Consider the following 25,018-nt stretch of genomic DNA (forward strand, 5'->3'; position numbering starts at 1 on the left):
AGAAAGCTCAAAGCTAAAGCTTTGAGCTTTTTTACTTATCTCACCTTTTCATCTACATACTCCATAAACTGCTCCGCTTTAATAAATCTTTCTTTGTACGCCTCAGGCACTTCTTCTACTGTTATCCCGCCACTCGATTTCGTTTTTACTAACACAGTTTGATGTGACATTAATGCCTCCATATATTGTTCATACTCTTCAGGAGTTAGTACTTCTTTACTAGATTTATGGCCATTTAATTTATCAAAATACGGATGAAGCTCCATTACTACCTTTTTCAATTCCTCTTTTTTAGCTGGTGATAATTGATCATAATCTATATTACCATTCGAATCCCCGTACGCAAGCTTTGCATTAGTTAATTTTTTCAGTTCTTTTGTAAACTCTTCATATTCCTTCGAACTCATTTCATCTTTCGCTTCTGATAATTTTGCATTAAAACGCATATACGTTTCTAATGTCATCGCTCCGGCGTGTTTTTTTAAATTCTCAAAAGATCCGTATATACCATCCGCCATAATAGATTGATATGCAAAACCGGTCGTAGGGATTAAAAATGCTGCTGCAAGCACTCCGGCGATAAGACGTTTCTTCACCTTACTTCCCCCGCGATTCATTTTGATTTGAACAATTACTTTTTCTTTTAACTCCGGCGGGGCAACAATCCCCTTCGCTTCTTCTCGTATAGATTCTCTAACTCTACAATCTAAACTCATTTCACATTCCCTACCTCTCCTAAAAAGATTTCTTCTACTTGCTCTTTTTGACGTAGTTTCTTTAATGCCGCATGAATTCTAGACTTCACTGTACCAATTGGAATATGTAATATTTGTGCTACTTCTTCTTGTGAATATTCGTATAAGTATCTTAAGATAATAACTTGTTTCAATTTATACGGTAATTTATGAATGAGTTCGATTAGTTTTTGGTTTGATATTTTACTTACAACATCGTTAGAAAAATCAATTTGCACTGGCTTTCTTTGCTCTTCTGCTTTTTTCATAATTCGTAGTCGCATCCACCTCTTTCTTCTATAAGAATGAATTTGTTTAATCGCAAGCCCAATTAGCCAAGGGCGAAATGGCTTCTTGCTATCATATTTACGAAGCGATTCATATAGCTGTATGTATACTTCTTGAACGACATCATCTACATCCGTTTTATCTTCAATTAAAAAATGTGCTGTTTTATATACTTCTTGAATCGTTACATCATACAATTCGCTATACGCTTCTTTATTTCCTGATAAAGTTAATCGAATTAAATGTGCGTAATCTATTTCAGCCTTCATATTCCAGCCCTCCTTTGTCTTACACTATATATTGGCAAGTAATTCATATTTCGTTCGATTTTTCCGAAAAAATTTTTTATATAAATTAATATTATGATCCAATGAGTTCATAAGCTTCACTTATAACCACACATAACTATTATATAATTTTCCAATTTCTGATAAAGATTTAAAATGATTTATATAGTCAAATTTAGGAGGATATATGATGAAAGCTATCGTTGTAACGTCGTTCGGTGGTCCTGAAGTGATGAAATATACAGATTTGGATATACCGGCTATTTCAGAAGATCAAGTTTTAATTCGCGTTGTTGCTACTAGTGTAAATTTCGCTGATATTAAATCACGTTATGGCAAAAAAGGAAATAAAGCACTACCTTTTATTCCAGGTATAGATGCCACTGGTATTGTAGAACGCGTCGGTTCTCATGTGAAAAATATTCAACCTGGACAGCGTGTCATTGCTTTTCCTCAAAATGGATCTTACGCAGAGTACGTTGTTTCAAATGAAAATCTCACTTTCGTTTTACCCCATGAAGTCGACTTTCAAACCGCAGCTGCTTGTCCGATCGTATCTTTCACAAGCTATAATTTACTCGTGAATGTTGCAAGGCTTCAACAAAATGAATCCGTGCTGATTCATGCAGCTGCTGGCGGAATTGGTACTACCGCGATTCAACTTGCAAAACGATTAGGGGCTGGAACAGTTATCGGTACTGTCGGAAGTGAAACGAAAAAAGAAATCGCTTTAGATGCTGGAGCTGATTATGTTATTTGTCATCAAGATGAAGATTTTGTAGAGAAAGTCAATGAGCTGACAAACGGAGAAGGAGTGAATATAATTTTGGACTCTATTTCTGGAACTGTCTCTGAAAGAAGTTTAAACTGCCTAGCTTATTACGGTCACCTCGTTCATTTCGGTAATGCAAGCGGTAAAATTGGCAATTTCAAAACGAAAGATTTACACGCAAGTTGCCGCTCTATACTAGGCTTTAGCTTTGGCACTACACGGAAAAAACGTCCTGAACTACTCCAAGAAACGGCAAATGAAGTTTTCCGTTATTTGCGTGACGGAAGTTTGCAAATGAAAGCTACAAAATCTTTTCCCCTTCAAGATGCAGGGAAAGCACATGAATGGGTCGAAAGTAGAAAAAGTACAGGGAAAGTAATACTAACTGTTCAGTCTTCTTCCTGAAATGAATACTTGAAACAGAGGTGGCATTCATGGGATCACGAATTATGCATGTTATTATCGCTAACGGTATTGCTGAGAAACTATGTATTCAAGATAAAACTTCTTTCTTACTTGGAGGGGTAGCCCCTGATGCGGTTCATTCAGCAGAAGAAAAAGGAACTTCACACTTTTACGCTGGTACAACGAAGAACTATACGAGAAGAATAGATTATGATTCATTCTTTCATAAATACGAAGCACATATAGATTCCCCCTTTATTTTAGGCTATTATACCCACCTCATTGCCGATGATAATTGGCTAAGTGGCTTTTTTCTACCATGGCTAAAAAATAGAATAGAGAATGACGAAACCATCGCACCCCTGTACTATAACGATTTTAAACTGTTAAATGCAAAGTTGCTTCATCATTACGATCAAGAACAACAGCTCTTCTCTCTTCTCAATCAAGAGGCTCACATTGTGGATATTGAAGAGGTTTCTAAAGAAAACGTTTTAGCTTTTCGAAAGTATCTTTTTGAAGATATGTTGTATCCTGAGCAACATTTGCATGAAGACTTACAGGTGTTTACGTTTAATCAAATTGTCGGTTACATTGAAACCGCTATTGAAAAAGGTGTATTTTTTATTACACAACTCTCTCATGAAAAATCCACTTCAAAGATTTAATCCCCCTCAATATATTTGAGGGGGATTTTCACATAGCAATATTATTATTGGTTCTTCTCCATAACCGCAAAATAATTCCCTTCACTATCAGCAAAGTTAAACACTTTACCAGAAGGTATAGTTACCATTTCTCCAACAGTAACATTTTTATTTTTTAAACCTGCATATAATTGATCCAGATTTTCTGAGAAGAACATTAAGGACGGTGTACCAAGATTTAATTCTGGGCTCATTTTCGAAATAACTTCTTTATTATGTAATATAATGCTCGTTTCAGCACCGTTAGTTGGAGCAATTTCAATCCATCTCATTCCTTGCTTGTTATCTTCCTCTGCAACTACATGAAACCCTACCTTTTCCGTCCAAAAATTTACTGCCTCATCTTGATTATTTACATATAACATAATTTGTCCTACTTTATGAATCATTTGTATTCCTCCTATTGTTTTTTTACATTCTATGTAGCTTTCTACAGCTGGTATCGTTATTCCTTTTGAGTTGGTATGTACTTCTTTGCAAAATTTATCGACTGACTCATCCCATCCAGTTCGTCAAAATAATTGTTTCTTTCAATCATGTTATATCCGTCGAATCCAATTTCATCTAATACTTTGAAGAATATATCGAAATCCACTTCACCATTTCCTACTGCTACTTCTATATACTTACTTGAACTATTACTTTTCACTTCTTTACAATCTTTAATATGAGTTTGTATTATATAATCTTTTAATAGTAATAAACCTTCTAACGGATTTTCATTTACATCACTTATTAAATTTGCTGGGTCAAAGTTAACAGCTAGTCCTTTCGAGTTTGCATTTTCTAAAAATCGTTTTAATACTATTGCTTTTTCAGATCCTGTCTCAATAGCAAAGACTCCCCCAAATTTGAATGCTAATTCCCCTATCTCATAACAAACCCGTATCATTTTATCATAGCACTCACTTTTTTCATCATCTGGAACTTTCCCAATATGAGCTGTTATGATCTTTGCTCCCAGCTCCAAACCTCTGTCAGTAATATATTTAATCTGATTTATTGTACTGTCAACTTCTGTTCCTGTAATTCCATTTTCTCCAAAACTAATTGCTAATGATGGAATCTTTATTCCATTAAAAGATAAGCTTTTCTTTAAAGCAGTCCATTCTACCACTGGAATATTAGCTAAGTTGAAGTTTTTATTCATAGCATATAATTGAATATATTCTAAATCCCATTCCCTTGCTTTTTGTATTCCTTCGTTTACTTCAATATGTTTCGTATTCAAAAACATTCCTAATTTCCTATCCATATATGAACCTTCTTTTTATCATTTCGCATCAGTTTAATATTCGACTTTTTTTATATTACTTCCTTGTACATATGTTGATTAAAAAAGTGATAATAGATACATTTCAATAATCATTAATAAAACTCCTTGTATTATTCAATTGCAAATAAAAAAGACGTAACTACAAATAGTTACGCCTTCCCCATTATTTATCTAGGCTTTTTCTTCCCAGTAAATGCTGGTTTCTTTTTCTTAGGTGCTGGTGGCTTCGATTCTACAAATGTTCCTTTGAACATTTCTTGCTTCGTAAATACGATGCCTAGTTTTTTTGCAAATTGTAGTAATTTGCGCTCTTCTTGTGGAGTTACAAGAGATACGACAGTTCCTTCTTTACCCATACGTCCAGTACGTCCTGAGCGGTGAATGTATTGGTCTACTGTGTCTGGTAATTCTAAGTGAATTACATGTGTTAAATCATCAATATCAATACCGCGTGCTGCAATATCAGTAGCAAGTAGGATTTCTAATTTTCCACCGCGGAAAGCACGCATCGTTGCTTCACGCTCTTGTTTACTTGCTTCTGCATGAAGAGCCGCTGCTTTCATTTTACGGAATTTCAATTTCTGAGTAATTTCATCTAAACGGAATGGATCGTTTAAGAAAGCAACTGCTTTTACATCGCCCATATGCATAATTCTTCTTACGTAATCATTTTTTTCGCGTCGCTCACAAATGATATACGTATGCTCAACTAAGCTTTTTGATTCTGCACGTGTTACACGTACTAATTGTGGTTCAACTGCTAAATCACGTGCTGCATCTTCTGCCGCTTTTGTCATTGTCGCCGAGAAGAATACTAATTGACGATCGCGCATCGTTGATTTAATTACATCTTGCACTGCACCCATCATTTTTTGCTTTACAATTTGATCAAACTCATCAAATACAATTGTTTTTACTTCATGCATTTTTAGCTTTTTCATACGAATTAATTCTAAAATACGGCCTGGTGAACCGACAATTACTCTTGGGTGTTTCTTTAATTTTTCAACTTGGCGCTTAATATCTGCACCACCAATTAAAGATGCACCTGAAATTTCAGTTCCTGCTGTAAATTTTTGAACCTCTTCATGAATTTGCATTACAAGTTCACGCGTTGGAGCTAAAATAACAACTTGTGGCTGTTTTACTTCAGGATTAATTTTATGTAAAAGGGGTAATAAGTACGCTAATGTTTTTCCTGTTCCAGTTGGAGATTCAGCTATAACGTCTTGTCCTTCTAAAATAGTTGGAATCGCTTGTTTTTGAATTTCAGTTAATTCTTTAAAACCAGCCTTCTCCCAAGCTTCTTGTAAAAATGGTTGCATATCTTTTATCATTTGTTTTTCTCCTTTATCTCTATTTTTGAAGAAAATGCTGTATTGTTCGCACCGTTTCTATCATGTGTGAAATAACAGCTATTAAATCATCAACATGGTCTTCTGTAATCGCTTTTTGAAATAGAACCTCTACCTTATTATGATATGAAATCGCTTGCTTATTATATTCGTATGAAACTTTCTGCATAATCATTCTTTCTTTTCCCCATATAGAACGCATTAAAGTTTCAATTTCTTCGCATCCTACTTCTGGTTGTTCTAACGGGAATGAAAATGCTAGCTTCATTTCACAACCTGGTGTAAACTGAGGCACTTCTAGTATTTCACCAGACAAGTTCTTTGCATCCACAGATAATGAAAATGTTGCTTCTACTAATGGTTCGAACGGTTCTGTTAATTGAAATGAGATATGATATATACGACTTAATGAGGCAAGGTCCATCATATCTTTTCGATCTGTTACAAGAATATCTCCATGTAGATCAAAATCATACACAGCACCTTCTACGATTACTTTTAAATTGTCAAAAGCAGTTGGATCAAACATAATTTCCTCCAAAAAACAGGCGCCTTTCGATGGAAAGGCGCCACTTGATGTATATATAGTTTACAGATAAACGAGATGAATTACAACCTTTTAGAATAAACCTACTGCTTTTCCATCTTCATTTACATCCATTTGAAGTGCTGCTGGTTGTTTTGGAAGACCTGGCATTGTTAACATTGTACCTGTTAACGCAACGATAAAGCCTGCACCGATAGATGGTTTTAACTCACGAATTGTAACGATAAAGTCAGATGGACGACCTAATTTTGTTGCATCGTCAGAAAGAGAGTATTGTGTTTTCGCCATACAAACTGGTAGGTTACTCCAACCTTCTCCTTCATATTGAGCTAATTGCTTACGTGCTTTCGGAGCAAATTCAATATCTTTTGCGCCATACACTTTTTGAGCAATTGTACGAATTTTTTCTTCTAATGGTAATTCTAATTCATAAAGTGGTGCGTAGTTGTTTTCACCTTTTTCGATTTCTTTTAGTACTTTTTCAGCAAGGTCAACTCCGCCTTGGCCACCCTTCTCCCAAACTTCTGTTAAGGATACTGCATAGCCACGCTCATTACACCACTCTTGTAAGTATGTAACTTCTGCATCTGTATCTGTAATGAATTTATTAATTGCAATTACGAAAGGCACACCAAAGCTTTGAATTGTTTCAACATGCTTCTGTAAGTTTTCCATACCTTTTGCTAATGCATCTACATTTTCTTCTTTTAATTGATCTTTTGCTACGCCACCATGCATTTTAAGCGCACGAATCGTCGCAACAATAACAACTGCTTCTGGTTTAATGCCAGCTGCACGAGCTTTAATATCTAAAAACTTCTCAGCGCCTAAATCAGCACCAAATCCAGCTTCTGTAATAACATAATCACCTAATTTTGCTGCCATTGTCGTAGCGATAACACTGTTACAACCGTGAGCAATATTCGCAAATGGTCCGCCATGAATAATAGCTGGTGTATTTTCTAATGTTTGTACTAAGTTTGGTTTTAATGCGTCTTTTAATAATAGCGTTAACGCACCTTCTACACCTAAATCTTTAACCGTTACAGGTTGATTTGCAAAGTTATAAGCAACTACGATGCGAGATAGACGCGCTTTTAAGTCTTGAATATCTGTTGCAAGGCAGAATACGGCCATAATTTCAGATGCGACTGTAATGTCAAAACCGTCTTCACGTGGTACACCTTGTACAGGTCCACCAAGACCAATTACTACGTTACGAAGGGCACGATCATTTAAGTCAACACAGCGTTTCCAAACAATTTTACGCGTATCAATTCCAAGTGTGTTTCCTTGTTGGATATGATTATCAATAAACGCTGCTAATGCGTTATTGGCAGTTGTGATCGCATGGATATCTCCAGTAAAGTGAAGGTTAATGTCTTCCATTGGTACGACTTGTGAAAAACCGCCACCTGCTGCTCCACCCTTTAATCCCATCGTCGGTCCAAGAGATGGTTCACGAAGTGCAATTACTGTTTTCTTACCAATTTTGTTAAAAGCTTGACCTAAACCAACTGTTACTGTTGATTTACCTTCTCCAGCTGGAGTTGGGTTAATTGCTGTTACTAAAACAACTTTACCGTCTTTCTCATCTTGTAAGCGCTTAAAAATATCAAGAGATAACTTACCTTTATAATGCCCGTATGGCTCTAATTCATCTTCTAAAATATTTAAATCAGCTGCAATTTCTTGAATCTTCTTCATACTCGCTTCTTGTGCGATTTCAATATCGGATTTCACTGTTGTAGTAGTTGTCATATACCCTAGTCCCCCTTTAATTGGTTCTGATGATATTGTATCAGTTTTTTGTATTTTCTGCACTTATTTACCTCCTAAAAATTCTTTCATTTCTTTATACGTTTTTTAACATAAATACCCATAAGAATGCTAACGATTGTTGTAACTCTGTAGGTAGTTGACCTAACATCTTCTCATTTACTCCGCGCTTATATACGCCGATGCCATCTATAACTTTAAAACCTTGTTCTTTCGCTAACTGTTCAAATTCCCAAGGCATCATCGTATTACAAACAACGTCTTTTCCATACAAGCGAGGATAACTATTCTCTCGTGGCTTTGCTGTCGGTCCTAAAATTGCAATACATGCATATCCATCTTTCTTTAACACACGCTTTATTTCATTTAACGCTCGTAATGGCTCTTCCGTCCATTCTAAAGAATTAATTGCCATAATTGATTCAAATTGCTCATTTTCAAATGGTAATGCAGAAAAATCTCCTTTTATAAAAGATAAATTTGGTCCTTCTCCGCGCTCCTTACCTTTTTGAATCATCACTTCCGATAAATCTACTCCCACTGCTTTATAGCCTGCGCTACTTAATTTATATGTACCGTACCCATCACCACAACCAACATCGAGCACTTGTGCTTCTTTCTTTACGTATTGTTCAAAAAACGGAATAATTGTGCTCCTACTCCCGCTATCCCACATTTCCTGACTATTTTTATTCCAAAACTCCGCACTACTATCCCATTTCTTCTCTGCTGATTCATGCCAATTAAATGTTGTCATACATTCCCCTACCTTCACGTATTATCATTCATTTCATTCTACATCATTTTCCAAAATTCCTGTTTTATCCCGCTTGCAGTAAGACACCTACCTCAGAATTCAATGGATGCGGACCAGTTAATGGAAGAGAACTGCTTATAAAAATCCAATTGTTGCTGGCTGATAATCAGTCGTGATGGAAAAAATCCCGCACTTTATCTTCAATAGGAAATGGATATGTTAACGATGGAATACGTATTCTCCAATTTTTGCTTTACTTGGGTTTAACTCATACTCATGTTCTTCTCTTTATGAAAGATACTATAGGTACACCCAATTGAAAGAGAGGGATGTACATGCGAAGAAAGAGAAATCATCATTTTAAAAGTGGTGAAAAAAACGAAGAGTATGCTGCTGAAATATCACCAGCTGGCATTCCAATTAGACATAAGCGTAAAGAAATTGCAAATGAGATAGAAGGTACAAATACCGGCGCAATGGTAGGCTATGTCGCTTTATTTCTTTCGTTATTCTCCATTGCTTTTTATCCAGTTACGCTCGGCTCCCTAGCAATTTTAGTTGGCCTATTAGCTGTCAATTTCGGAGCAAGAACACTTGGATATACAGCAATTGGTTTTGGTAGTTTTTCTGTTTTATTTACTTTACTTTATCCGCTTGCTTTGTCAGCGTTTTAAAAAAACACACCAAGTTATACTTGGTGTGTTCATTCATGATACAACATAATATGACCGCATCCACAACAATGTTTCGCTGTAATTTCTTGAAACACTGGATAATTTTCTTCATCCCTATGCTCAATAAATACTTTTTCAAACCGATACATGTTTGGTGCATATGCCCAATCTTGTTTCGTACGTGCATATAATGTTGAGGAAAAAAACTCCTCACCACCGCAAACGATACATGTGTTCTTCATCGCTATCCCTCCTATGCTTGTCTTACTTCATCTATATGAACATAAGCATAAAAAAAAGACCTTCTATTACTAGAAAGTCTTCTCTGAAACAAAAAGAAATGTACCAAACATTCCTACTCCGCTATATTCTTTTGAAACACCAGCTTCTGTTTTAAATGTTTGCTTTACAGTCATAAAGAATACACCATTTCGTGCATCTGTACTTTCAAATTGTAGTTTTTCTTTTTTACCATCTACATTTTGCGTGCATTCAAAACTACTCTCATTACAATTCAACGCATACTTATCCTCTACATACACTTTAAAATCTGATTCTTTCGGACAAGTTATAAGTAATATTGCCACGAGAATAATACTTACAATACCCACAATTGTATAATATTTCTTCATTTGTACTCCTTTCAAATGACAAGAAAACTTGACTTCATGCGCCAAGTTTTCTTAGTCAACAACCCATTGCCACTCTTGTTCTTTCTTATCAAAAATGAGCCAACCTGTTTCTGTTGCTTCCTCTTTCAATTCATCGATATTATCTAGCACCTCATCCGTACTTTCATACGAACCAACTACATATACCGGAATTTCAAGACCTCTTCTTGACTCAATCTTCCCTGCTAGATCTATGTAAAGACCATCTTCCATTAGTGGAATAAGTCCCATAATCAATTCTTTTGAAATTGCTGGGAAAATTTTTGATTTTTGGAAGAAAGAAAAACGTTTCTTACCGAAAGCACCGAGTTTATACGGAATGACTTTACTTAACATTCCTACAAAATCGGCAATTCTACGATAATACACTTTGTTGTACCATCCGTCATCATGTGAAAAATAAACAAATCTATTTTTCAGTAACGGAAAGAATGTTCTTGCAAGTGGTTCTTTTTTGTGAGCCAAATATAATAATTCTGCAATTTCTTTCGGCTCTAATTCATCTAAATCGCTTGCATCATCAAAATCTACCCAACAAAATTCATCAAATTCATCAATCTCTGCTTGAATTAACTTATGTATATTTTCTTCCTCAACATATTCAAATAAAGTATGATAATGAAAATCCGTCCATTCAAAGTTGTGCTTCAAAAGCAACACTTGATGAAGCGGTGAAGGGATGTTACTCGCAAACTCTTTAAACGTAATTCCTGATGTAATAAAACAATGACCTCGACGATTACCATTAATATATATCATATTCTTTACTTGGTCAGATCCTCCAGACAAAGCACCTAGCCACCTTCGTTTTATATGTTTCAATTCTATAGCATATTTTAACATGAAAAATTTTAGAAACATAGAAAAAACTTCAAAAACTATTTACAATTTCATGTGTTTTATTACATAGTGATTACAAGAAAAAACGCCTGCTCATAAGCAGGCGTTTTTAAAGGATTTCATCAGGGTTTTGAGGATGATGATTTCCCTCTTTCTTTTCTTCTTTTTGGAACATCGATTGAATTTTATCAATTGTTTGTGGAGCTAATTCAATCATTTTTTCTGCTAAATGTGTCGCATTTTGTAAATGAAGAATATTTACTCCATCTTTATTCACCACAAGAAATGCTACTGGTGTAATCGAAACACCACCCGCGCTACCGCCACCAAATGCAGGGTTACCGTTCGCTCTTTGTCCATCATTCGTTTGGAAATCAGAACCTCCTGCTCCAAAACCGAACGCTACTTTAGAAACCGTTAACACCACACCACCGTCAGCCGTTTGAACAGGCTCTCCAACAATCGTATTTACATCAACCATTTCTTTTAAATTTTCCATTGCTGCTTTCATTAACCCTTGAATTGGATGATCCACCGTTCATAACCTCCTTTGTCATATCTTTCCTAGTTTTTCCGAAAGTTTGTGAACTAAACATAAAATTTTATATTGATTTCAAAAAACTTAAGTTGTAATATTTAGAAAAATAAAAAAAGAGGTCGATTCTTTATGATGCGAAAATTAACAAAGAAAGATCATGAACAAGTATTCGCTTACCTAAAAGAAGAAGCAGCCATTAACTTGTTTATTATTGGAGATATTGAAGCTTTCGGTTATGACACAGATTTCCAAGAATTATGGGGAGTATTTAAAGAGAATGGGACATTAAAATCAATTCTACTCCGATTCCACGATTCATTTATACCATATAGTAAAGAAGACTTTGTTACCCTTGATTATGAGGCACTTCTTTCCGCATATAAACCGCTTAAACTCTCTGGCAAGTCAACTATTGTAGAAAGGTTTGAAACTTCTCCAAGTCTACAATTAGGCGCCAAAAATGAAATGTATTTTTGCGAATGTCTAAATGACAACAACTTACCTAGCACGCCTATCCAAGAAACAATTAAACTTGCCACACTAGATGATGTAGAGCGAATTATGCAATTGCGAGGTAACATTGCTGAATTTCCAGTTGCTAATGAATCAGAGAAAATATTAAGACAAGCTCTCAAAACAAATACAGGACGCACATATTATATTGAAAAAGACGGTGCTATTATTGCATCCGCCTCTACTTCCGCTGAAAATTCATTATCCGCTATGGTAGTTGGCGTATGTACACATCCGAATTATCGCGGAAGCGGATACGCTTCGCTCATATTACCAAAAATGATTCAAGACTTTACGAATGAAGGCCGAACGCTTTGTTTGTTTTATAACAATCCAGCTGCTGGACGTATTTATAAACGACTAGGGTTTAAAGACATTGGGATGTGGACGATGTATCGATAATAATGCATAATACACGCAGGAGAGGCTGCCTATTATAAGTAGCCTCTTCTTAACTAATATCTATTCACATGTACTCCGCTTGCCGTTACTATATGATATACTACGTATTTACTTGTTAACGCTTGTTAATTTCTATAACATAAAAAAACAATTTAAATCTTTTATCTTTTCAACTAAACCAATTAGGAACGCTTTATCGTTATTCTCTTTTCTTATTTAGATATATTTTTCGACTTGCTACTGAAATTTTCTAATAAATAGGAAATTCCAATACCTACTCCACCAATAATTAGAGCAACAATAGCTGTTAAAACCTTTTTTCCCATTGGCTGTGGAAAGAAGAAGGAAGAAAAAATAGCACTGCGGTAAAAGTACACATTAAAATATGCCCTTGTTTAAACCTGCTTGATTGCTCCTTTTTTCTTTTTCAGATAAAACTATAAGCATAACGTTAAAAGAGGCAACCAGTAGGTCACCTCCCAAGTAAAACGATTAATAATACATGTTACATATTTTCAGCTGTTATTCCATACAATCTATCTCTATTTTGCCCTCTTCTTTTTTCGATTTTTAAATATAATCTCTAACGCTACTACTGTGGTGAATCCTACAGTTAGTTGTAAACCTGTAAACAGCAGTTTATCATTTAAAGGAATACCAGGTGCACTCCACAGCAGCACTGGAGGAACAAGTATGCCAATGATTACTATAGTTCTCATTATCTTTCCCATTTTGTTTCCCCTATCGTATTTTTAAAATCAATATGTATTTTTCAATATTTTTACAATTCCACTAATCTCTCACGTAAAATTAATTCACTCTCATTCAAATACCCTCTATGTATTTCCTCTACAATCTTATCATGATTAAAGCATAACACTTTTTCATCGCCTAAATAACCAACCGGATAAAGAACCCCTACGTAATCAAAATCAAGTTTATCTGCTGAAATGACCATTCTTCCAATAATCATAACAGGTTGGTTTAGATCTTTTAGCTTCACAACTGAACCAATCGGGAAAAGCTCCATCGTCATTCTCCGTTCTTTTTAGATATATTCGACTTGTTACTCAAAATTTCTAATAGATAGGAAATTCCAATACCTATTCCACCAATAATCAATGCTGCAATAGCTGTTAAAAACCTTTTTTCCATTGGCTGCGGAAAAAAGAATGAAGAAAAAAATAAAACCGCGGTAAAAATATACATCAAAATACGTCCTTGTTTAAACATGTGTGATTACTCCTTTTTTTCAGGTTTCAAGAAAAAACCTCCTCCAAAACCTTCGTATGATGCATAAAAACCTTTCTCTTGACCCATGTGAAGCTTATACCCATAAGTCCCTACTCCCAATTCTAAGCGGATTGTTATATCGTGATCACTGAAATACGGAATAATATCCGGAACATCAATTTTCTCTAAAAGCAATTCATACTTGCGCGAACTATATTCCGCACCTACCTTGGCTGTATACTCATCATAACCTACAATACTACTAAAATCGTGCATTTTTTGAGTTACAGTTATATCTTCCATATAAGGAATATCCGTTCGTAAAGTTTATTAGTACCAAGTGCACATACCCCTAAAATAAGAACACCTATAATAAAGCCAATCTTTTTAGGTAATTCATAAGGAGACATAATAGCGACTACAAGTAATATAGCAATTGCAACATATGTAATATATTTTCCGGCCTTAAATGATTGCATATTAATATGCCCCTCTCTTAATCCTTCAATTTATTAGTATCACCTATCCTATAACCATCTCTAACGTATAATCCCGTTTCTTTTCCTAATTAATAGTGGATTATCCCTATCCTTTTTCAAACTTTATTATTGTTTAAATTTGTTATGTATTCGTCCTACCACTTTATTCGCCCCTAAGGAAATAGCTCCTAAAATTAAAACAAAAATAATAAGAGCCATCTTTTTAAGTAGGCTATATGGCAATAACATAGCAAATATAAGAAGTATCGCAACTGCAACATATGTAATATATTTTCCGGCCTTAAATGATTGCATATTAATATGCCCCTCTCTTAATCCTTCAATTTATTAGTATCACCTATCCTATAACCATCTCTAACGTATAATCCCGTTTCTTTTCCTAATTAATAGTGGATTATCCCTATCCTTTTTCAAACTTTATTATTGTTTAAATTTGTTATGTATTCGTCCTACCACTTTATTCGCCCCCAATGAAATAGCTCCTATAATTAAAACAAAAGTAATAAGAGCAATCTTTTTAGGTAGGCTATATGGCAATAACATAGAAAATATAAGAATAGACGATGTATCGATAATTAAAAGCCGATTTAAAATCGGCTTTTATACATACTCATTTTCTTTTCTCATGCTTTCGCTTCCCTCATTCAGACTATTATACTCACTTCAAAGTCATAATTACCTGTCTTTCAACAAACCCAAACTCTTCGTACATCTCTTTTGCAAAATTCCCAGCAAATACATTCAACCTAATTTCTGAATATTTCTCCTTTAATTCCTTAATACCAGCTTCCATCAGTTCTCGCGATAATCCTCTCCCGCGATATTCTGGGAAAACGTACAATTCATATATAAATCCAAGTTTTTCACGAGAAAAATAGTCTGTATTTTCCCCTATTAATATCCATCCCATTACTTTATTTTCTTCTTTAATGATTAAATAATATGCTCCTTTTTCTACAATCGGCTTTGTAATTTCAATCGCTTTCTCGGTACTTAATTGACAATTCCCTCTCGTCCCTTCAAAAAGCGATTGAGCCGCATATTTTAATATTTCATTGGTATCTTCTTGATTCGCCTTAATTATCATTTTTTACAACTCCCCTTGAATAATAGGCATTACTATCCCTTGTTCAAGATTCTCCGCTTCCATAACAATTGCCGTTAATCCTTGTTCTGTACTTGTTTCATGGAGCTCTCCCTTCTCCCAAAACACAGCTTGTCCCGCCTCTACCTTTATCTTTTCTTTATTTGCCCCACATACATATCCTGCTCCGTCCACAATAAGAAGCAGTTGAGATACAACTGCTTCATGATTACCGATGATTCCATTCTCGTGTAAATGCATAGCACCGATATGTACATTTCCTTGATGGTTTACTATTTTCGACATTATGAAATTAGATTGAAATACTGATATGTGCTTTCCTACTTTTCACTAAAATCAAAAATTTTCATTGCTAGTCCTCCTTATACGTATAAAACCATCCTTACTGTCTGCATCATATGTCCTTCAAAGTCTTCTTCAAATTGCTCTAATTCAGCAAAACCTTTCGCTTCATAAAAGCGTTTTCCTTTTTTATTTGCTGCTTCTACATGTATGTACAATTTACGTATCCCATTTAATTCCTTAATCCCTCTTTGTAATAAAGCACTTCCGATCCCTTTTCCTTGCTGATCTGGTAACAAATAAATCGCACCTAATTCCGCTTCATTTTGTAGTCTAACAGGTGAAAAGTTAGCAAATCCTATTACTTCTCCCTCTTCTTCCGCAACGAATAAATGTGTATTTTTAAGACGATATTTCATTTTTTCATCAGAATATGCCTCGTCTAAAAAACTGTCTTGAATTTCTCTTGGAATAATGCCTTCATATGTATCATGCCAAGCTATTTTTGCTACTGATTGTACAGCGTGAATGTCTTCTTGCTTCATTTCTCTAATTACATATGTCATCTCGATGTCTCCATTCTCTTTAAATTATATTCTGCTAATATACTAGAAGAAATGGCAGAACCATTTTTATAATTCACCTTAATTAATTTTAATTTCTCAATTGAAGCTGTTGCAAAATCAAATTTTTCATAAATATATTCCATTACACTTAAAAACTGCTTTGTATGTAATCTATTTGCAATCGTACAATGCGGAACCCATTTTCCCGGTACGTAATATGAATTTGGATTGTCATGAAAATTTTAAAAATAATCATGATAAGAATGATGAAGTTTTAACAATTCATCGGTAACAATCGGTGCTAGAAAGACCGTTCCATTAGTAGGAAAAATTCCAACAGAAGGAAAAGTTACTGCGTCCATATTTTCTTGAATAGCTACAAACTCCCCTAGTTTCTCCGTATACAAATGAACATCTAACTCATTATAATCCGCAATCGTGATATGAGGTTCTACTCCAGCTAATTGATTTGTTCCCATTATATTCGTTAATTCATTTTGCAGTTCTGTAATTTTATTAGTAAATACACGATCAAATGTAGCAATAATAGCGTACAGTCTTTCTCACCCCTTCGTTACACATAGTGCTTCCCATTCTTCACGAATCATTCCCATTCGAATAGAATCATAGTATGTTCCTTTATAATAACGACACTTTCGCATTCTACCTTCTAAGCTCATTCCTATTTTCTCCGCTACTTTCATCATTCGTTCATTGCCAGACCAAGTCGTGATTCCTACTCTACCAATCTCCATTTTTTCAAATAGCAAATCTCTATATAATGTCAATGTTTCTGTACCGTATCCACCATTCCAGTATGTTGGGTCATAAATCACAAGCCCCATCTCTAACCAACGCGTCGGTTTATATTCCCAATAAAACCCGACTGTCCCAATGATTTGACCGTTATTTTCTATAATTAAATTTGACAGTGGTTCTTCTTTCAAACGAGTTTGCATCTTCTCTTTATAGGAAGAGTATTCTTGCATTGAGAACGGGAAATATGGCGCATCCCATTTCTTCCATTCTGGGCTTTCTTCTTTAAATATGATATTCCATAATGTTTCTATATCCGATTCTTCTATTGTACGAATTGTAACTTTCTTCCCCTTTAATACAACGTTTTGCATAATTCCCTCCTGCATTCACCTTTATTTCATATATAATTATAATATTTTTTCAGAAAAATCAAAACTAATATCATATATTATATTGTATAATTTTGTTATAAGATACCAATTATTGATTTAGAAAGCTGGTGATTCAATGAATAATCAATTTAGTATTGCTTTATTTCTCACTATTATTACGACAAATATTATTCTATATTTCTTCTTACCATCAAATATTGTTACGAAATGGGACTTCAATGGAACGCCTACATCAACAATGGATAAAAGCACTTTTGTAATCGTAAATATAATTATATGTTCCTTCTTATTCTTTGTATTTTTAGCTTTATCTAAAGCAGCGAGTAACCAGAAATTTCTCCATTGGATCGGCAACACAATGTTACTATTCTTATTTTTTGTCGATATTGTCATTGCCCTCATCGCTCTTGGCTTTTCACTTCCTCTTGATCATTTCATATTTTTAGCATTAGGGCTTTTATTTATATTAATAGGTTATTTCAGTTCCAAAATTGATACGACTAAATCAACCGTTTCATTAGAATGGAATGATAAGCACCTCGAAAAAAGAGCTTCAAATATCAGTAGTATTTCAATGATGATAGCAGGGATTTTTTTAGCGATACTTCCTTTTAGCGTTTCTGCTCCCTATAGAGGTTATGGCATACTAGCAATTCTTTTAGGAATGACGCTTATCATTCTACCGAGTACGATTTATTTACTTATTAAAGACAGCAGACAGTCCACTAATTTAAAAGGTTAATTGAAGTACGAAGGCGCAAAATAGGCAATAAAAAATAGGAGGTTACATCCCTCCTATTTCAGCTCAAGCAAAATGCCTTTCTCTATCCACCCCTCTACACCATCTTTTTTAATTAAATCATATCCTGAACAACTACCATCAATGAGAGAAACGATATCTCCTTTTCTAACGCTTATTTGCGCACAAGAAATATCAGTTTTCACTGTATATTCACCTGACTCAAGTTGTTTCATGTATTCATTTTTTACAGTGAGTAATTTATTTGTTTCCTTTTGCTTACATATTGTGTAATCTTGCATCTTCTCGATAGGCTCTATGTAATAATACGGATATGTCACTCCGCCCTGCATTTCTGAATTCGCATTAAAATCCGCTATTACTTCGTACCCTGGAAAATAGTCTACATATGTATAAGAAAACGTATCGCCCGTTTGTTTCCTCTGAATGATAAATGCATTTAATTGTCCTGCTTCTTTAATTGCATTTCCTCCATCTATTGCAATAATTTTTTTCTCCTCATCAATAACTGGATTGTTAGACGGTGCTTCTTCAGAATAGTTCACGACAGGCCAATGACCAACTATTACATACTTATTTGCTTTATGTGATTTATAAAAAAACTCTGGCATTGCTATCGCATTTTTGCGCTCTGTTTCTTTCCAATCTACTCTATCTTCTAGCCCGGCATGCACAAAAATATAATCTTCTGTTTCAATCGCTGTCGGTAACTCCGTTAGCCAATGTATTTCTTGTGAAAATTCACTTTGCAATGCTTCTCTCACTTCACGAATTGAAGTGCCTTCATGAACTGAAAAATCCAATTGCTCTAGCCATTCATTAAAAATCGAATGCTTTCTCGTACATAAATAATTAATAAGACGAGGATTTTCATTTAGAAGAGCATCAACTAAAACTTCACAATTTCCTTCAACAACGTGAACCTTTGAATTGTTCTTTACAAGATTCATAACATAGTTTACTACGCCTACGCTATCTCGTCCTTTCTCGCAAAGATCTCCATTAATAATTAAATAATCTTCATCTTTAAAGTTAACTTTATGTAGTGCTTCTTTTAAAAGATTTAATTCTCCATGAATATCAGATATGACGATAACTCTAGCATCATTAGGGATTGATAGTTTCTTTATTTTCTTCAAGTATAAGCGCTCCAATCATTCTCTTTATTAAATTAAAATAATTCGACAAAATACACTATATAACCTTTTCAAATACATATACCATAACTTACAACCTATTTACGGTTTAATAATAACTTAAAAAATAAGAAGAAGCTGTTCCCAACTTTTGCGGGACAACTTCTTCTTATTTTTTATAATTCTTTATGAAAAGAATAACTCACTTTATCATACCCTTCTCTTTCATAAAAACGATGCGCATCAATTCTTGCAAATGCTGATGTGAGGACGATAGATTCACATCCGTTTTCCTTTCCCCAGTTCTCTATATACGAAAGTAATACATTTCCATGTCCTTTTGAACGATGTGCGTCTGCCGTTACAAGGTCATATACGAAAACGTGCTTCTTATTATAAAAGTTCGTACAAATCGCTACACCTGCAAGGCTAACAACTTCATCCTCCTCATTACGCAGCGAAAATAGTTTATAATTTTCTTCTTTCATATTTCGAAATAAAGAGCTTGTTTCCTCTTTTGAAAGTTTCGTTCTTAATTGCTGTAAAACAGGTAATACTTCATATAATTGCTCTTCTGTTACTACTTCTTTAACATTCATTTTTAACTCTCCTCTAACTATTTATTTAATTTTCTAAATGTTGTATCATTATTATAGAAAGTAACTGCCCTTTACTTAAGTGACAGTTTAAGTATTTTTTATAAGGCCAGTTTTAAAGGAGAGTTTTATATGGATTTTACTATCCCATTGCAATTACAAAGTAACACACCTATTTACTTGCAAATTTACGACTATATAAAAGCTGAAATTATACAAGGGAGTATTTCTGTTGGCACACGTCTACCCTCACACAGAAATTTAGCATCACAACTTAATATTAGCCGCATCACTGTTGAATCAGCTTATCAACAATTATTAGCTGAAGGTTATGTAGAAAGTAAACCGAAACGTGGTATTTTTGTAGCAAATTTCGATATTGACGTTATCCCAAACAAAAAACGAAATGCAGCAATGAAGACGAGCAATTTAATAGACGAAAAATTCGAATATGATTGTAGCCAAGGGCTTATTGATCAAAATACATTTCCGATTACAAATTGGAAACGAGCATTACAAGAATCCATTCTTACATACGAAAATGCACTATTTGCCAAAGAAGACCCTCAAGGTGAATTCGCTCTTCGAGAGCATATATCAACATATTTATATCATTCTCGCGGTGTACATTCTTCACCTGATCAAATTGTGATCGGTGCCGGAACGCAGCCACTTCTCTGGCTACTACTTCAACTGCTTGGCCCTACAAAAGAATACGGCATTGAAAACCCTGGATTTCACCGTATACACGCAATCATTAAAAGCTGTGATAGACAAATTCATCCCATACCATTGGATGAAAAAGGTATTGATATTTCTAGCTTATATAATACAAATGCCAATGTCGCATACGTTACACCATCACACCAATTTCCACTCGGGATTATTATGCCTTTATCTAGAAGAACAGAATTGTTAAAGTGGGCTAATGATTGCAGCGGATACATTATTGAAGATGACTATGACGGTGAGTTTCGCTACGCTGGTAAGCCGATTCCTTCTTTGCAAAGTCTTGATTCAAATGAACGCGTTATTTATATGGGGACTTTCTCAAAATCTTTTTTACCTTCTTTACGAATGGGATATGTTGTTTTACCACCACATCTTTTAAAAATATATCAAGAACTGCATGGAATTTTTAAACAAACAGTCGCTACAATACAACAACTTGCTTTTGCTAACTTTATACAAAGCGGGAATTGGGAACGTCATCTTAACCGGAGTCGTACACTATATAAAAGAAAACATCATACGTTAGTAAAATCCATTATGAAAGAAATGGGGGCTAATGTTCAAATTCTTGGCGAACAGTCTGGACTTCATATTGTTTTATGTGTAAATAACAGTATGAATGAAAACGAACTGATTGAATCCGCTAAAAAACAAAGCGTTAAATTATACCCGCTTTCTCCATATGATTTCGTGAATGATTTACGTAAGGAATCATACGTATTACTCGGTTTTGGTAGCATTCCAGAAAATAAAATTGAAACGTTGGCTATATTATTGAAAAACGCTTGGTTCCCTAGTTGCAAGGAAACTTGTTAACAGTGGGTTTAACTTGTAACATACTAACAATTCAACAAAATAAAAAAGAAGGCTGTTCCAAAATAACTTTTTGGACAGCCTTCTGCTAGTTATTCACCTGACCTAGCTTTCCTTCCCGGACGTTTCACACCAGTCGTTTCTGTTGAATAAGAAGCTTCAATTATAGCGGTTGGATCTACAGAGAGAACGAGATCTTTCATTTTCGGATAAATGAATCGGTTTGTAATGCAATAAATGATTCTCTTATGCTCCCCTAAAAAACCACCTTCTCCATGTAGATACGTAACAGATAGTTGCAATTCTTTCATAAGTAAATCGCCTATTTCTTTATTCTTACCAGAAATAATCATAACGCTCTTACCTTGATTTATACCATCTAATATAAAATCAATCATTTTCGTAACAATATAGAAAATGGCTAATGAGAACATCGCTTGTTCGATTGAAAATAAAATGGCAACAAAGATGAAAATAACTGCATTTACTGCAAGTAAAAATGTACTAATCGGTACATTAAAGTGTTTATTCATCCAAACTGCTAACATTTCCGAACCGTCAATTGCTCCACCCATTTTAACAACAATCCCAACACCAATTCCGAACAGCACTCCACCATAAAGTACAATTAATAACTCAGAAGTCGTAATTGCTGGAAATGGTTTTAAATAAATTAATCCGAGTGTTGTAACTACATTCGCATAAGATGTACGGATAAAAAATTTCTTTCCCATTACTTTTGCAGTAAATAATAAAATTGGGATATTAATTCCTAAGAACACACCATAAAGCGGCAATCCTGCGACTTTATTTGCCATAATAGCAATAGCCGTTACCCCGCCATCTACTAATCCATTAGGTGCTAAAATAAGCTCTAATGAACCTGCTACTATAATTGAGCCCATTGTTAATAATACGTATTCAAATACTTTCTTCATTCATTACCCCCAAAACTTATATATTTTCTTAGTATTATTTTAACGTAATTTTACTACTAATTCAAAGGTATCGATTTATATACAAAAAAGTTTCACCTTTATCGCTATTTTTATGTAACACGTAATACTAGAAACACACTTACAAATTAAAAGTAAGTGTGTTTCTAACATCTATTTAATCTTTACGTACGGCTTCATTTTTAATTCAAATATTTCCTCAACTGCCCTTTGATATCCACCAGCATTTCTAAGCGACTCTCCCACTTTACGACTATTTTCCTTAAACGTCACATCATCCATTACTTTCTTTACAGTCTCACGTAACAATTCAGAAGTTAACTCGTTACGATTAAGTGTTATGCCTGCCCCTACTTCAGTCAATCGTTTTGCAACGAATGGCTGATCTCCTGTTACCGGAATTACAACTAATGGAACACCGTAATATAACGCTTCACTCGAACTATTCATACCACCATGTGTCACGAATACATCAGCATGCTGTAAAACTTCTAATTGCGGGACATAATTATACAACTTAAAGTTTTTCGGGATATTTTCAAATTGACTTGTATTTATCTTCTTACCAACGACTAATACGACTGTCGCATCTACATCTTTAAACGCTTCAAAACATTTTTCATACAAAGCAGGTTGTTCATTAAAAACTGTTCCCATAGAAATGAAAATCACTTTTTCATTTTTTAAATCTTCGGTAGGAAAACTCCCCACTTCTTTTCGAGTAGCAATTGATGGACCTACAAATTTATACGATTCATCAAATAAATCTGAACGCGGCTGATATTCTTTTGAAGTATATACAATCGTAATATCACCAGGATGGTTCATAATATCATACATACTATTACATTTCATTCCATAGTGCTTATTCCATCTTTCCATTCCCGCTAAACAAGATTGATATAATGGATTTATTTCGTCTACTTGTCTCGATTCTTGCCCATCATGAAAATTAATGTACTGATTAACAGCAAACGTTGTACAAGATGAAACGCTTGGTAATTGTAAAATATTCGCTATAATACGTCCTACTGGAAAATGATTATCATATATTAAATAATCATATTTTTCCTCTTTTGTTTCTTCTACAATTTGAGTAACAATACGCTCTGATGCTTCAATCATATGAGATAGCATCATCAAAGGGCTCCCACCTTCATTTACTCGTTCCATAATATTAATTTGAGAGAGAAAATTCTCAAACACTCGGAATTCCGCACCTGTTGCTTCAACCTTCTTTCTATAATCTTCAATACAATAAGAAACAACTGTTTCCCCTCGCTGAATTAACTCACTTACAATAGCTAAAGTCGGATTAATATGACCTTCCCCAGGGAAATTTATTACGAGTACATTTGCCATAACATTCTCTCCTATCCAATTAATATAACAAAATTAACAATTAATTATATTAATTAATTTAAGTCTATTATAAATGAATGCATTCTACTTCTTCATGCTTTTCTCTTCATTTTATTATTGAGAAATATTTTCTATAGTCTACATTATTGTGATTCACAATCTTATAAATAAATGCTTACTTTTACTCTTCATAGATTTAAAGATACGAGTCTTACATTCAAGTATTACCACTATTATTTTTAGACAATTCATACAAAAATAGAGAAATATAATATTTTTAATGAGCTTTCACTATAAATGTAAGTATGCTTTCAATCTTTTTATCTTTATCCTCATAACACATCATCTGTTATATAATGAATTTATAGAATTTACAGAAAAAAGGAGTCTTTTCATGCTACAACAACTATTCAATTCACCTATTCTATCCGTTCAGGCCTTGCACCCAGGTTATGAAGATCATGCAAGTGATGTTTTTCTCGTTCAAACAGAAGATACAGAAGTTATCGTTCGTACCTCTAAAATGAATGAAGAACCAAATAATGATTTTTGGTGGGGATGTAAAAATCTATTTGGAATTGATCCAAGGAACGTCCATCATTTAGAAACTGTACATACATTGCTGCAAGAACATACGAATCTTCCTATCCCAACAATATTAGAAAAACATGTTTTAAATGGCCGTGAATTTGTGGTGGTCGAAAAGTTAGTAGGTAACACAGTTCAATCTTTTATCGAGCAACCAGATTCTATTTTATTTAGCCTAGGAAAAGGACTTGCAGAAATACATAAGTTTAAAGCCGATTTTATAGGAAATCCGTCAGGCACGTTCAAAATTCCACTAAATGAATTCCAATCACATATTTTAAACGTGAGTAAAGAGCTTGTGAATATGTTTTATTCCGATGATGAAAGCATACAAGATGCATTTCCTACCTTTGAATCACAGCTTTCTTCCCTGTCCGTACCAAAAGAAGCTACACTCGTCTTACTTGATATGGACCCTACCCAATTTTTATATGACGGTACAACTATTACGGGTTTAGTAGATACTGAAGCTTACGCGGTTGCCCCGCGAGAGTTTGATTTTATCGGACTAGAATATGTACTTACTGAAAAAGAAGCACATGCCTTTCAAAGTGGTTACGAAACAATTATGCCTATTCCTCATCTTGTAGAATGTAGACAACCATATCGTTATTTATACCGACTGTTATCTGTGCAAGGTAGTGTGGAATTAAAGGAATGGTTAAGTTACCCATCCTATTTTTAAATACAAAT

32 protein-coding genes and 2 pseudogenes are annotated in these 25,018 nt (G+C 34.4%); 7 read left to right on the plus strand and 27 right to left on the minus strand.

The window, feature by feature from the left end; translation table 11 throughout:
• Positions 1-35 precede the first annotated feature (35 nt).
• Both ACS2FK_RS19895 and ACS2FK_RS19900 read right to left on the minus strand, forming a co-directional pair.
• On the minus strand, positions 36-716 hold the full coding sequence (locus tag ACS2FK_RS19895) for a DUF3600 domain-containing protein (RefSeq protein ID WP_000050703.1): 681 nt from the start codon (positions 714-716) through the stop codon (positions 36-38).
• On the minus strand, positions 713-1,291 hold the full coding sequence (locus ACS2FK_RS19900; protein ID WP_063547119.1) for a sigma-70 family RNA polymerase sigma factor: 579 nt from the start codon (positions 1,289-1,291) through the stop codon (positions 713-715). The genes ACS2FK_RS19895 and ACS2FK_RS19900 overlap by 4 nt, the downstream gene beginning before the upstream one ends.
• 208 nt (positions 1,292-1,499) lie before the next feature.
• On the opposite strand from ACS2FK_RS19900, the gene ACS2FK_RS19905 reads away from it, so the two are divergent.
• On the plus strand, positions 1,500-2,486 hold the full coding sequence (locus ACS2FK_RS19905) for a quinone oxidoreductase family protein (RefSeq protein WP_063547118.1): 987 nt from the start codon (positions 1,500-1,502) through the stop codon (positions 2,484-2,486).
• Positions 2,487-2,515: 29 nt separating this feature from the next.
• Complete coding sequence (locus ACS2FK_RS19910) at positions 2,516-3,154, plus strand: hypothetical protein (protein ID WP_053564665.1); 639 nt, start codon at positions 2,516-2,518, stop codon at positions 3,152-3,154.
• A gap of 44 nt (positions 3,155-3,198) precedes the next feature.
• On the opposite strand, the gene ACS2FK_RS19915 is transcribed toward ACS2FK_RS19910, so the two are convergent.
• The 6 genes from ACS2FK_RS19915 to ACS2FK_RS19940 form a co-directional block, all read right to left on the minus strand.
• On the minus strand, positions 3,199-3,582 hold the full coding sequence (locus ACS2FK_RS19915) for a VOC family protein (protein WP_063547117.1): 384 nt from the start codon (positions 3,580-3,582) through the stop codon (positions 3,199-3,201).
• 56 nt (positions 3,583-3,638) lie between these two features.
• Positions 3,639-4,448 carry a sugar phosphate isomerase/epimerase family protein gene (locus ACS2FK_RS19920; RefSeq protein ID WP_063547116.1) on the minus strand — a complete coding sequence of 270 codons (810 nt, stop codon included), beginning with the start codon at positions 4,446-4,448 and terminating at the stop codon, positions 3,639-3,641.
• Positions 4,449-4,636: 188 nt separating this feature from the next.
• Positions 4,637-5,806, minus strand: coding sequence for a DEAD/DEAH box helicase (locus ACS2FK_RS19925; RefSeq protein ID WP_000588597.1), 1,170 nt, complete (start codon positions 5,804-5,806; stop codon positions 4,637-4,639).
• 19 nt (positions 5,807-5,825) lie between these two features.
• The gene (locus tag ACS2FK_RS19930) at positions 5,826-6,353 is read right to left on the minus strand and encodes a hypothetical protein (protein ID WP_000460216.1); all 528 of its coding nucleotides are present in this window, start codon (positions 6,351-6,353) and stop codon (positions 5,826-5,828) included.
• Between the two features lie 90 nt (positions 6,354-6,443).
• Positions 6,444-8,132 carry a formate--tetrahydrofolate ligase gene (locus tag ACS2FK_RS19935; protein WP_014482011.1) on the minus strand — a complete coding sequence of 563 codons (1,689 nt, stop codon included), beginning with the start codon at positions 8,130-8,132 and terminating at the stop codon, positions 6,444-6,446.
• 94 nt (positions 8,133-8,226) lie between these two features.
• A complete protein-coding gene (locus tag ACS2FK_RS19940) occupies positions 8,227-8,907 on the minus strand; it encodes a class I SAM-dependent methyltransferase (protein ID WP_063547115.1) in 681 nt (226 codons plus the stop codon).
• 335 nt (positions 8,908-9,242) lie between these two features.
• On the opposite strand from ACS2FK_RS19940, the gene ACS2FK_RS19945 reads away from it, so the two are divergent.
• Positions 9,243-9,581 carry a hypothetical protein gene (locus ACS2FK_RS19945; RefSeq protein WP_001253201.1) on the plus strand — a complete coding sequence of 113 codons (339 nt, stop codon included), beginning with the start codon at positions 9,243-9,245 and terminating at the stop codon, positions 9,579-9,581.
• 29 nt (positions 9,582-9,610) lie between these two features.
• Here ACS2FK_RS19945 and ACS2FK_RS19950 read toward each other — a convergent pair whose 3' ends face one another.
• The 4 genes from ACS2FK_RS19950 to ytfJ all read right to left on the minus strand — a co-directional run bounded on the left by ACS2FK_RS19950 (position 9,611) and on the right by ytfJ (position 11,627).
• Positions 9,611-9,823, minus strand: a complete 213-nt coding sequence (locus tag ACS2FK_RS19950) for a hypothetical protein (RefSeq protein WP_000798747.1) — start codon at positions 9,821-9,823, stop codon at positions 9,611-9,613.
• A gap of 69 nt (positions 9,824-9,892) precedes the next feature.
• Positions 9,893-10,213, minus strand: a complete 321-nt coding sequence (locus ACS2FK_RS19955) for a hypothetical protein (RefSeq protein WP_000761184.1) — start codon at positions 10,211-10,213, stop codon at positions 9,893-9,895.
• A 51-nt stretch (positions 10,214-10,264) separates the two neighbouring features.
• A complete protein-coding gene (locus ACS2FK_RS19960; RefSeq protein WP_000014087.1) occupies positions 10,265-11,041 on the minus strand; it encodes an oxalate:formate antiporter in 777 nt (258 codons plus the stop codon).
• 160 nt (positions 11,042-11,201) lie between these two features.
• Positions 11,202-11,627 carry a GerW family sporulation protein gene (gene ytfJ / locus ACS2FK_RS19965; RefSeq protein WP_000349991.1) on the minus strand — a complete coding sequence of 142 codons (426 nt, stop codon included), beginning with the start codon at positions 11,625-11,627 and terminating at the stop codon, positions 11,202-11,204.
• A gap of 132 nt (positions 11,628-11,759) precedes the next feature.
• On the opposite strand from ytfJ, the gene ACS2FK_RS19970 reads away from it, so the two are divergent.
• Positions 11,760-12,545: a GNAT family N-acetyltransferase gene (locus ACS2FK_RS19970; protein ID WP_063547114.1), complete on the plus strand. Its 786-nt coding sequence runs from the start codon at positions 11,760-11,762 to the stop codon at positions 12,543-12,545.
• Between the two features lie 542 nt (positions 12,546-13,087).
• Here ACS2FK_RS19970 and ACS2FK_RS19975 read toward each other — a convergent pair.
• The 11 genes and pseudogenes from ACS2FK_RS19975 to ACS2FK_RS20025 all read right to left on the minus strand — a co-directional run bounded on the left by ACS2FK_RS19975 (position 13,088) and on the right by ACS2FK_RS20025 (position 17,361).
• The gene (locus tag ACS2FK_RS19975) at positions 13,088-13,276 is read right to left on the minus strand and encodes a hypothetical protein (protein WP_000516417.1); all 189 of its coding nucleotides are present in this window, start codon (positions 13,274-13,276) and stop codon (positions 13,088-13,090) included.
• A gap of 50 nt (positions 13,277-13,326) precedes the next feature.
• A complete protein-coding gene (locus tag ACS2FK_RS19980) occupies positions 13,327-13,575 on the minus strand; it encodes a DUF4176 domain-containing protein (protein WP_000418713.1) in 249 nt (82 codons plus the stop codon).
• A 2-nt stretch (positions 13,576-13,577) separates the two neighbouring features.
• Positions 13,578-13,778, minus strand: a complete 201-nt coding sequence (locus ACS2FK_RS19985) for a hypothetical protein (RefSeq protein ID WP_000476183.1) — start codon at positions 13,776-13,778, stop codon at positions 13,578-13,580.
• 6 nt (positions 13,779-13,784) lie between these two features.
• A complete protein-coding gene (locus tag ACS2FK_RS19990) occupies positions 13,785-14,081 on the minus strand; it encodes a hypothetical protein (RefSeq protein ID WP_002093967.1) in 297 nt (98 codons plus the stop codon).
• Positions 14,069-14,257, minus strand: coding sequence for a hypothetical protein (locus ACS2FK_RS19995; protein ID WP_003270359.1), 189 nt, complete (start codon positions 14,255-14,257; stop codon positions 14,069-14,071). The genes ACS2FK_RS19990 and ACS2FK_RS19995 overlap by 13 nt, the downstream gene beginning before the upstream one ends.
• Before the next feature lie 126 nt (positions 14,258-14,383).
• The gene (locus ACS2FK_RS20000) at positions 14,384-14,572 is read right to left on the minus strand and encodes a hypothetical protein (RefSeq protein WP_001190441.1); all 189 of its coding nucleotides are present in this window, start codon (positions 14,570-14,572) and stop codon (positions 14,384-14,386) included.
• 364 nt (positions 14,573-14,936) lie between these two features.
• Entirely contained in the window at positions 14,937-15,365 is a 429-nt protein-coding gene (locus ACS2FK_RS20005; RefSeq protein WP_000584237.1) for a GNAT family N-acetyltransferase, read from the minus strand.
• 3 nt (positions 15,366-15,368) lie between these two features.
• Positions 15,369-15,733 (minus strand): annotated as a pseudogene (locus ACS2FK_RS20010) (cupin).
• A gap of 12 nt (positions 15,734-15,745) precedes the next feature.
• Positions 15,746-16,231: a GNAT family N-acetyltransferase gene (locus ACS2FK_RS20015; protein ID WP_063547113.1), complete on the minus strand. Its 486-nt coding sequence runs from the start codon at positions 16,229-16,231 to the stop codon at positions 15,746-15,748.
• Positions 16,228-16,788 (minus strand): annotated as a pseudogene (locus tag ACS2FK_RS20020) (2'-5' RNA ligase family protein). The gene ACS2FK_RS20015 and the pseudogene ACS2FK_RS20020 overlap by 4 nt, the downstream one beginning before the upstream one ends.
• Before the next feature lie 6 nt (positions 16,789-16,794).
• On the minus strand, positions 16,795-17,361 hold the full coding sequence (locus ACS2FK_RS20025; protein ID WP_001181849.1) for a GNAT family N-acetyltransferase: 567 nt from the start codon (positions 17,359-17,361) through the stop codon (positions 16,795-16,797).
• Between the two features lie 136 nt (positions 17,362-17,497).
• Between ACS2FK_RS20025 and ACS2FK_RS20030 the strand changes: the two genes are divergently transcribed.
• Positions 17,498-18,124, plus strand: coding sequence for a DUF1648 domain-containing protein (locus tag ACS2FK_RS20030; RefSeq protein WP_053564673.1), 627 nt, complete (start codon positions 17,498-17,500; stop codon positions 18,122-18,124).
• A 53-nt stretch (positions 18,125-18,177) separates the two neighbouring features.
• Here ACS2FK_RS20030 and ACS2FK_RS20035 read toward each other — a convergent pair whose 3' ends face one another.
• Positions 18,178-19,281 carry a metallophosphoesterase gene (locus ACS2FK_RS20035; RefSeq protein ID WP_063547112.1) on the minus strand — a complete coding sequence of 368 codons (1,104 nt, stop codon included), beginning with the start codon at positions 19,279-19,281 and terminating at the stop codon, positions 18,178-18,180.
• Positions 19,282-19,454: 173 nt separating this feature from the next.
• Complete coding sequence (locus tag ACS2FK_RS20040) at positions 19,455-19,877, minus strand: GNAT family N-acetyltransferase (RefSeq protein WP_023521764.1); 423 nt, start codon at positions 19,875-19,877, stop codon at positions 19,455-19,457.
• Between the two features lie 129 nt (positions 19,878-20,006).
• Between ACS2FK_RS20040 and ACS2FK_RS20045 the strand changes: the two genes are divergently transcribed.
• The gene (locus ACS2FK_RS20045) at positions 20,007-21,422 is read left to right on the plus strand and encodes a PLP-dependent aminotransferase family protein (RefSeq protein ID WP_023521763.1); all 1,416 of its coding nucleotides are present in this window, start codon (positions 20,007-20,009) and stop codon (positions 21,420-21,422) included.
• Positions 21,423-21,511: 89 nt separating this feature from the next.
• Here ACS2FK_RS20045 and ACS2FK_RS20050 read toward each other — a convergent pair whose 3' ends face one another.
• Together ACS2FK_RS20050 and ACS2FK_RS20055 are read right to left on the minus strand one after the other, a co-directional pair.
• A complete protein-coding gene (locus ACS2FK_RS20050; protein WP_023521762.1) occupies positions 21,512-22,357 on the minus strand; it encodes a YitT family protein in 846 nt (281 codons plus the stop codon).
• A gap of 171 nt (positions 22,358-22,528) precedes the next feature.
• Positions 22,529-23,737 carry a macrolide family glycosyltransferase gene (locus ACS2FK_RS20055; protein WP_023521761.1) on the minus strand — a complete coding sequence of 403 codons (1,209 nt, stop codon included), beginning with the start codon at positions 23,735-23,737 and terminating at the stop codon, positions 22,529-22,531.
• Between the two features lie 394 nt (positions 23,738-24,131).
• On the opposite strand from ACS2FK_RS20055, the gene ACS2FK_RS20060 reads away from it, so the two are divergent.
• A complete protein-coding gene (locus ACS2FK_RS20060) occupies positions 24,132-25,010 on the plus strand; it encodes a hypothetical protein (RefSeq protein ID WP_063547111.1) in 879 nt (292 codons plus the stop codon).
• The last annotated feature ends 8 nt before the right edge of the window (positions 25,011-25,018 follow it).

It is taken from the genome of Bacillus cereus group sp. BceL220 (assembly GCF_051776965.1).
GTDB classification, from domain to species: domain Bacteria; phylum Bacillota; class Bacilli; order Bacillales; family Bacillaceae_G; genus Bacillus_A; species Bacillus_A cereus.